7 protein-coding genes and 1 pseudogene are annotated in these 7661 nt (G+C 68.5%); 5 read left to right on the forward strand and 3 right to left on the reverse strand.

The features are described 5' to 3' along the window. The 3 genes and pseudogenes from FREUN1FDRAFT_RS37015 to FREUN1FDRAFT_RS37025 all read left to right on the forward strand — a co-directional run. Nucleotides 1–383 (forward strand): annotated as a pseudogene (locus tag FREUN1FDRAFT_RS37015) (hypothetical protein); the annotation flags it as partial. Nucleotides 384–604: 221 nt separating this feature from the next. Then, nucleotides 605–1072 (forward strand): hypothetical protein, encoded by a 468-nt coding sequence (locus FREUN1FDRAFT_RS37020; protein WP_006545552.1) that lies wholly within the window; start codon nt 605–607, stop codon nt 1070–1072. Nucleotides 1073–1321: 249 nt separating this feature from the next. Further along, the gene (locus FREUN1FDRAFT_RS37025; RefSeq protein WP_006545553.1) at nt 1322–1747 is read left to right on the forward strand and encodes a DUF3307 domain-containing protein; all 426 of its coding nucleotides are present in this window, start codon (nt 1322–1324) and stop codon (nt 1745–1747) included. 7 nt (nt 1748–1754) lie between these two features. Here the strand turns inward: FREUN1FDRAFT_RS37025 and FREUN1FDRAFT_RS37030 are convergent, their stop codons facing one another. The 3 genes from FREUN1FDRAFT_RS37030 to FREUN1FDRAFT_RS37035 all read right to left on the reverse strand — a co-directional run bounded on the left by FREUN1FDRAFT_RS37030 (nt 1755) and on the right by FREUN1FDRAFT_RS37035 (nt 4877). After that, the gene (locus FREUN1FDRAFT_RS37030) at nt 1755–2858 is read right to left on the reverse strand and encodes an adenylate/guanylate cyclase domain-containing protein (protein ID WP_006545554.1); all 1104 of its coding nucleotides are present in this window, start codon (nt 2856–2858) and stop codon (nt 1755–1757) included. 492 nt (nt 2859–3350) lie between these two features. After that, nucleotides 3351–3515, reverse strand: a complete 165-nt coding sequence (locus FREUN1FDRAFT_RS44705) for a hypothetical protein (RefSeq protein ID WP_006545555.1) — start codon at nt 3513–3515, stop codon at nt 3351–3353. Nucleotides 3516–3707: 192 nt separating this feature from the next. Continuing rightward, nucleotides 3708–4877: a hypothetical protein gene (locus FREUN1FDRAFT_RS37035; protein ID WP_006545556.1), complete on the reverse strand. Its 1170-nt coding sequence runs from the start codon at nt 4875–4877 to the stop codon at nt 3708–3710. Nucleotides 4878–5519: 642 nt separating this feature from the next. Here FREUN1FDRAFT_RS37035 and FREUN1FDRAFT_RS37040 point away from each other — a divergent pair. Both FREUN1FDRAFT_RS37040 and FREUN1FDRAFT_RS37045 read left to right on the forward strand, forming a co-directional pair. Further along, nucleotides 5520–6884, forward strand: a complete 1365-nt coding sequence (locus tag FREUN1FDRAFT_RS37040; protein ID WP_083828943.1) for a protein kinase — start codon at nt 5520–5522, stop codon at nt 6882–6884. Nucleotides 6885–7137: 253 nt separating this feature from the next. Then, on the forward strand, nt 7138–7569 hold the full coding sequence (locus FREUN1FDRAFT_RS37045; protein WP_006544411.1) for a hypothetical protein: 432 nt from the start codon (nt 7138–7140) through the stop codon (nt 7567–7569). The last annotated feature ends 92 nt before the right edge of the window (nt 7570–7661 follow it).

Genomic DNA, 7661 nt, shown 5'->3' on the forward strand with positions numbered 1-7661 from the left:
CCGAGTTCGGTTCAGGAATCGATCCGCGCCGGCGGGGCAACCAGGTGAACGGCTCCGACGGTAAAGAGGATCACGGGTCGACCGGGCGAGCGGTCGGCAATCTTACCCGCCGCACCTATGAGCAAATTGAGATCACCGGATGGAAGCTTGAGAGCTATTCATCAGAGAACGCGACGGTACGGTATGTTCTCACCCGGTTCGGGGGCGGCGATGACGTCGTCTCGGTGACGATGCGGGTCGAGGTGAACTGGGCCGATGGCGACTGGCGGGTCGTCGCTCCGCCTACGGGGGAGTGGTTCGGCGTGTTCAGCGCGGACGGCGATATGTCCGGTTTCATTCTCTTTCCCGCAGACGTTACGTCGCTGTCGTCGCCGCGCCGCTGACAGGCGGGTCCTGCCAGCCGTGGAGTCGGGGGTTCGTGCCCGCACAGGCCGACACGAACCCCCAACACCACGGACGGGGGGCTGGAGTCCCACATCTGTCGCGGGGTGCGAACGCGTGCATGGCGCCGCCTGAGCGTGCACGTCTGAAAGCCCCCAACATCTTCGCGCCAGGTCCGGGTGTTCAGGCGCCTTGATTCTGACGGCAACAAAGGAGCACATGAATGTTGAGATCGTCCGTCCGCCGCGCTTCCGCGCGCGCGACGCTGATCCTCGCGGCGCTGGCGAGCATGCTCGCCCTGACGGTCGGCGCGGCGCCGGTGGCCGGGGCGTCCGCTTCGGTGTACTACCTGCCGGTCGGCTGCTGGTCGGGCACCGCCACCACGACCCTCGGCACGACCGAGTCGGTTGAGTCGCACTTCTACCTCAACGGCAAGTTCGAGGTCTCCACGCCCACCGGCGACTTCACGGGCAGCTGGAAGTCCACCGGCCCGCGCACCTTCACCTACGGGTTCGTCCGGACCCTGCCCGGCCCCGGCGGCGTGGTGATCGGCACCATCGACATCAAGCACTCGGCCACCTTCACCGCGTGGAACACGTACACCTCCACCGGGACGGCCACTGCCTACGACCTGAACGGCAACGTCCTGTTCTCCGGCCCGGTCAGCTCCACCGGAACGCGCACCCTCTAAGCGGCACCAAGCACCCGGCGGCATTACTGGCTGGGAAGAGCAGCCCGACCGGCCGCATCCGACCCAACGGCGAGACCCGCCGATCCGGCCGGACGCGTCAACCGGATCGGTCGACCAGAGCGGTCGGTCGGGCCTCGGGTGCCCCCCGATGCCAGACAGTCACAACACCCAGGCGCCCCGGTCCGCCGAACTCCCGGATTGACGCGCTTTCCTCCCCTACTGTGATCTTCGGTGGGAGGGGGAAAATTCATGAATCAGGCCGCTCTGTTCTCCGCGGTGTTCATCGCGTTATTTGTCGGTCATCATCTTGGTGACCACGTCGCGCAGACCGACTGGCAGGCAGCCCGCAAGCACGGATCCGGCTGGGCCGCGGCCCGGGCGATGATCGGCCACCTGTTCAACTATCACCTGTGTATCGGCGCCGCGCTGCTCGGGCTTGTCGTGATCGACGTCCCGCTGCGGCCGGCCGGCATCGTGGTGGCGCTGATCTGGTCCGTCCTCACGCATGGATTCATCGACCGCCGGTGGCCGGTACGCGTGCTGCTCCAGCGAGGCCGGTCACCCCTTTTCGCCGAGAGCACCAGCAGCGGCGTGAACGGAATCTATCTCGCCGACCAGTCGCTGCATATCGGCTGCCTGTTCGTCGGGGCGCTGCTGGTGTCCGCGCTGAGCTGAGCCGCTTTCAGGAATCCCGACCTTTGGCGCCGATGAAGAGGTGGTATTCCCCGATGACCCCGTCGCCCGGCGCCGGGGGCATGACCTGACCGAAAGCCGCCTGGCCGCAGGTGAGGCGCTGCAGCACCGCCGAGGTGACGATTTTCGTGCCTGGGGAGAGCGCCTGCAGCGTGCGGCAGGTGCTGCTCACCAGCGGCCCGGCCAGCCCGAAATCCGGGACGAAAAGATCGCCGTGCGCGATGACGGCGCTGAAGGCGAACGGCGGCTGTTCGGCCTCGTCGGGCTGGTCGGGCTGGTCGGGCTGGTCGGGCTGGCCAGGTTGCTTGGTCCGCGCCGTGGTCGGCGGATCTGCCGGGAGGCGGGAGAGCCGGTCGAGCGCGATGAGAAAGGCCGCCGCGTCGTCCGCGTTGTCGTGGGTCGCGAGGATGTTGTCGCCGGCGACGGAACGCAGCCGGCCATGGGTCGTGCCCAGCGCCTCATGGTGAAGCTCGACCCAACGATGCAGCCGTTCGTTCAGCGTGGTCAGGGACACGTGGGCGGCGAGGGCGTTCAGGCCGACCAGGTCGGTGACGGTGAGGAAGGCGTTGCGCTCTATGCCGCGGTAGCGGTCCGCGAGGAGGCGGTGCACCTGCACCGGCCGGGGAATCCCGTTGAGCGCCAGCTCCCCGACGAGGTCGAAGCCGAACTCCGCCGACTTGGCCGCGTCCCGCGTGGTCGACGTCACGTACACCTCGTTCGTGGGTACGTGCTTCTCCATCCGCGCGGGCACGACGACGCCCTCGCCCAGCAGGTCGTTCTCGAACCTGATCGTGTCGCAGGTGTGGATCGCGACCCGGCAGCCCTCCACCCAGTCGCCGATCGGCAGACGTGGACCGGAAATGAACAGGTTGACGATCTGGGCCGCCGCGTGCAGCGAATCGGTGGCGGAGCGGAAAGCTGTCAGATATCCGTCACCGGTGAACTTGATGATCTCGCCGCCGAGCTCTTCCACGATCCGCCGAATCGGCAGGACCGCCTCGGTCATCATTTCGGTCATACGAACCCGTGGAACGGAGGCCATGGCCCGGGTGGAGCCCACCAGATCCACGACCAGCACGGTCGTGGTTTCCATTCTCACTATGCCGCCCGCCTTCCCGAGACCCGCCGCCGCCGCAGGCACGGCCGGAATCATAGCGGCGTGCAACGGCCCGCCATGGCGGATTCGAGGGAGAACCCGCGCGGCTTCATCGGGTATCCACCCTGGACTACGTAACCGGCCGCGGTTCGCCTGCGGCTCAGCGCGAACTGTGCTAGCCCTCTTCGGTCGGGACCTGCGCCGGGCTGCGGACCGTTCCCTTGGCCGGCGCCAGGATCGTTCTCGAGGTAGTCAGGTCCGGGCTGACCCCCGTTCCGCGCGAATCGGCCCGGTATGCGTGTCACGGCGACCGCGTATGTCGTGATTCCGACTTGCTGTCGGGTATGTCCATTTTCCGGGTGAGGAGAACGAGGCGAGGGCCTGCGATTCTCAAGGCGAACCACAGGCCCTCGGTTCATTTCAGCTCTGGATGACGTTCCCTGGCGGGCATGCAATCGTGATCTCGGCGGCTTCGGTTCCTGCTGGTGTCTACCAGCCCCAACCGCCGTGCCGACCCCAGCCGCCCCAGCCGCCCCAGCCGTGGCGCCAACCCCAGCCGCCCCAGCCGCGACGCCAGCCCCAGAAGAACGTTCCGGTGACGTCTCGGAAGTAACCCTGTGCCCGTATCGACGGTGCCGCGTACCTGTCCTTCATCGCCGCTTCCTCATCCCGAGTCCGCGTAGGAGAGGGATCCCCCTTCCGCTGATCGGTCGCACGCCCGGCAGCCCTACCGGTGCGGTCGGGCGTGCCCACCAGGGTCAGGGCGCTCAACCGACCACCTCTCATCGTCGCTCGGCGGCCTTCACCGGTGGTTCAGAAAAGGTTCATCACCGAGCCGTTTCCATCTCACGGTTCGTGGTCAGGGCCGCCGCAGGTCCGAGTCGACGATGGAAAAGGCTCACTCTCCGGCCACGAGACCGGCATGAGGCTGACGGCCAGATCGTGGATCTCCCGCCGCCCATGACCCAGGACCCAGATCTGGGTGCCGGCCCGTTCAAAGCGCACATGGCCCTGATCGGGGTCGTCGGCAGGGGACCACCAGCGTGCCGGCGTGCCGTCCGCCAGCGCGATCGGCTCCCATTCGGCGGGGTCCGCCATCCGCGCGCCCCGGGACTGAACAAACCACACCCGGTTGATCGGGAGACGTCCTCCGTAGGAATGCGCGACTATCGCTGACCCGTCCTCGTCGTTCTCCAGAACACCCGCGTAGGTCAGGTCGCGCGGGGCGAGCACCGTGAAATCCACTTCGCGGGCCAGCGCGGCCAGCGGTCGGGCCTGGCCGCCGAGGTGCTCGGACTCGGCGACGGCGCCGACCGCGCCCAGATCGAAGCGGCGCGGGTCGATCGGCGCGTCGAACCGCGGGGCGCGCAGGCTCAGCTGCTCGGTCTTCCGCTCGCCGGACCAGGCGGTCAGCTCCAGCAGCACGCCGGTGGCCTCGTCCACGACGAGGCCGTAGGAGTCGCCTTCCGGCAGGTTGTGCAGGCGGGGAACGAAATTCTGGTCGCGCGGAACCCCGCGTACCCAGGTCGCCGGCCGTCCGTCCCGTTCCCGTGTACCAGGGCCCGGTGCGGCCAGGTCCAGACTGGACAGGACCAGCCAGGGCCGCACGAGGAGGAGCTCGGACATCCCGACGGTGGTCAGCCCGAATCCAGTGGCGGCGGGCCGCGAGCCGTAGACCGTGCCGCAGTGACGCCGCCGCCACTGCAGACCCCGCACGACGACGCCGTCGCTGTCGATGTCGGGGTTGCCGTCGCTGTCGCCGTGCCAGTCGACCCGCAGCGATTCGGGCGTGGCCTGGAACGACCCGCTCCGCACGTCCACCCCGGTTGGCGGCCGCTGGTTGCCCGGCGCGCCGGGTGGTGAGACCACGACACGGAAACCGTGGGTGGCCTGGGCCGTGCTCATCGCCGCCGACACCGCCGCATGGTCGACCCAACGCCGCAGGTCGGCCTGTAGCGAGCTCCACCGCCGGGCCGACGTGGACATCGCCTCCAGCGTGTCTCCCAGGGCGGCCACCGGGCGGATCCTGACACAGGATCCGCCCGGAGCGCAGCCCGTCCCATCCCGGATGGAGAAGTGGCGGCCGCCGCGGAACCGTTGGTGGCCAGGAACATCCGTCTCGCGACAGATGTCAGTGCCGGGTGGGCCCCGGCGCTCGCTGCCGGGTGCCTACATACCTGTCGTGTGACCGGTCGCGATACCTGTCGTGTGACCGGTCGCGGTGAATCCGCGGCAATCGACGTTTCCGGAAGCGCGGCGAGACCGACCGGGTACGACTCGTGGCTCGGCCGCCTGCCGCACCGGACTGGCTGCCCGGCGGTGTCCCACACGTGGCATATTCAGCCTGCGTGGAGTATGCGCGCCGCGTGACCCGATAAGTCGTAGCCCGGACCGCTGAGGAGCGCCACCGACGATGACCGAGACCGGTGTTCTCCTTCAGGAGCCTCGGCCTGGCGACCCCGAAGTGCTTGGGCGTCACCGGGTTCTGGGCCGGCTCGGCGCCGGTGGCATGGGTGTCGTCTATCTTGCTGAAGGTCCGTTCGGGCGGGTGGCGGTCAAACTCGTCCGTGCGGAGCTGGCCGATGACGCGGATTTCCGCCGCCGCTTCCAGCGTGAGGTCCAGGCCTGTTTCCGGGTGGGGGCGCACGTACGGCCCGGCTGGTCGACTTCGAGCTCACCGCCGACCGCCCGTGGCTCGCGACAGAGTTCTTCGACGCGCCCAACCTCGCCGAGCAGGTGCGGGCGGACGGCCCGCTCGCCGCGGACGCGCAGCTGGTCCTGGCCGCGGGGCTCGCCGAGGCGCTGCTCTCGATTCACACGACGGGCCTGGTCCACCGCGACCTCAAGCCGTCGAACGTGCTGTGGACGCCCAGCGGGCCGAAAGTAATCGACTTCGGCATCGCGTCCGTGACCGACACGGTCGCCCTGACGTCGACCGGCCATTTCGTCGGCACCCCTGGATGGCATTCGCCGGAGCAGATCTCCGGCCAGGAGGTCACGGCCGCCGCGGATATCTTCGCCTGGGGCGCGCTGCTCTGCTTCGCCGCGAGCGGAAAGGCGCCGTTCGGCACCGGCAGCCCGGAGGTTGTGCTGGCCAGGGTCGCCGTCGCGGAGCCCGTAGTCGACCGCGAGCTGATCGCACCTGCGCTGCGTGATCTGGTCACGACCGCGATGGTTCGTGATTCGGCGAGCCGGCCGACCGCCGTGGATCTTTATGAAGCTCTCGTGGGGCTGGTGCCCAGCGGCGTCGCCTTCCCGGTGACCCGGGTTCTCGAAGCAAACCTGGCGGACACCCCACCGTCGACCCCGGTGCGTGCGACCTGGACGGATCAGTCTTCGGCGGATCAGCCCGCACGGGAGGGCGTGCCGCCGGCAGCTCCGCCCGCAACCGGACCCACCGGACCCACCGGACCCAGCGGAGCGCGCCGGCTCGTCGCGGTCCTGGCCGTGCTGCTGATCGCCGCGGTGGGTGGGATCATCGGCCTCGTCCTGACTCAGGACGACGACACCGAGTCCCCCGCCGAGTCCGCCGAGTCCGCCGAGTTCACAGCCAGCGAGCCATGGCGCATCACCATCGACGACCAGATCGAGGGGAATGACGACACAGGCTGCACGGTGACGGTGCTGGACGCGGATGGTGCCGTGGTCCAGCTGTTCGAGGGGGTCTACAGCCGGAAGGCCTACCAGGTCGCGAACACCGGCGTGTTCCACTGGACCGTCAACAATGACGGCTGCCTGGTGAGCGCCGACGACAGCCCGGCCAAAACCCCGCTCCCTTTCGTCCAGATGGCCTACAGCGGGGACACCTCCGTGTTCGACACGTCGGGGAGGATCTCGGTCGACCCGATTGACTTCGGCGACGCGACGGACTGCGAGCTCACGCTGCGTGCGATCGACGGTCGGTCACTCGACTTCGTCACGGCACACAAGGGCGACGGCCCGGTCATGCTCAACGCGGGCAGTCCTGGCGAGGTTTACCTCGCCGAGGCCGGCTGCGCCTTCAGGGTCTCCGTCCAGTCCTGAGAGCAGCTGGTTCACTCGGTTCGCGCGTAGGTCACGACCGGCAGTGCGTACCAACGCCGGTGCCTGCCCGGGGGTGCTGCCCGGGGGCGCCTGCCCGGGGGTGCCTGTCTGTGACGGAGGTGCCTGCCCAATAGGTGACACAGGCGGGTGCCTTCCGGGCGAAGGGGTCATTCTGGACCGACCCGGCTCAGGTCATGTCGACCTCTGCTCGAGACGTGTCGACCTTGTGTGGTGGAAGGCAGGACGAGAAAACATGACCAGGCAGCAGCGGACACCCATGGTCAGGGGCGGGATCGCCCTCGTGCTCACCGCGAGCGTGTTGACCGGTCTGACGGCCTGCGGCTCCAAGAACGATGCGGACAAGTTCGCCGAGAAGCTGCGCACGAAAGGTTACGGCAAGGTCCACGTGTCCGCGGACATCGAGCGCAAGGGTGGGAAGAAGCGCACCGTCGCCTACGACGCGCACGTCCTGGTGAACACCGACGCCGACCCGCAGACCTGCGACGTCGAACTCGAGAACGACGTGCGCTCCTCGGGCCGCGGTCTCGTCGACTACTTCGACGTCGACGAGGTCCGCGACGCCCGCGGCTCCGGGCACGAGGTCGAGGACGACCGCACCTGGCCGGACAACCCGACCCTCACACAGCTGCGGGCCGAACTCGTCGAGCACTCCATCGACTGCTGACGTCCGACCGGACTCGTCCACCCCCGCCGCTGCCGAGCAATTTTGGCTACTACAGCCCGTCGCAGATTCCCGAGCCTCGGGCTTCCGTCGAT

This window comes from Parafrankia sp. EUN1f (genome assembly GCF_000177675.1).
GTDB lineage: Bacteria > Actinomycetota > Actinomycetes > Frankiales > Frankiaceae > Parafrankia.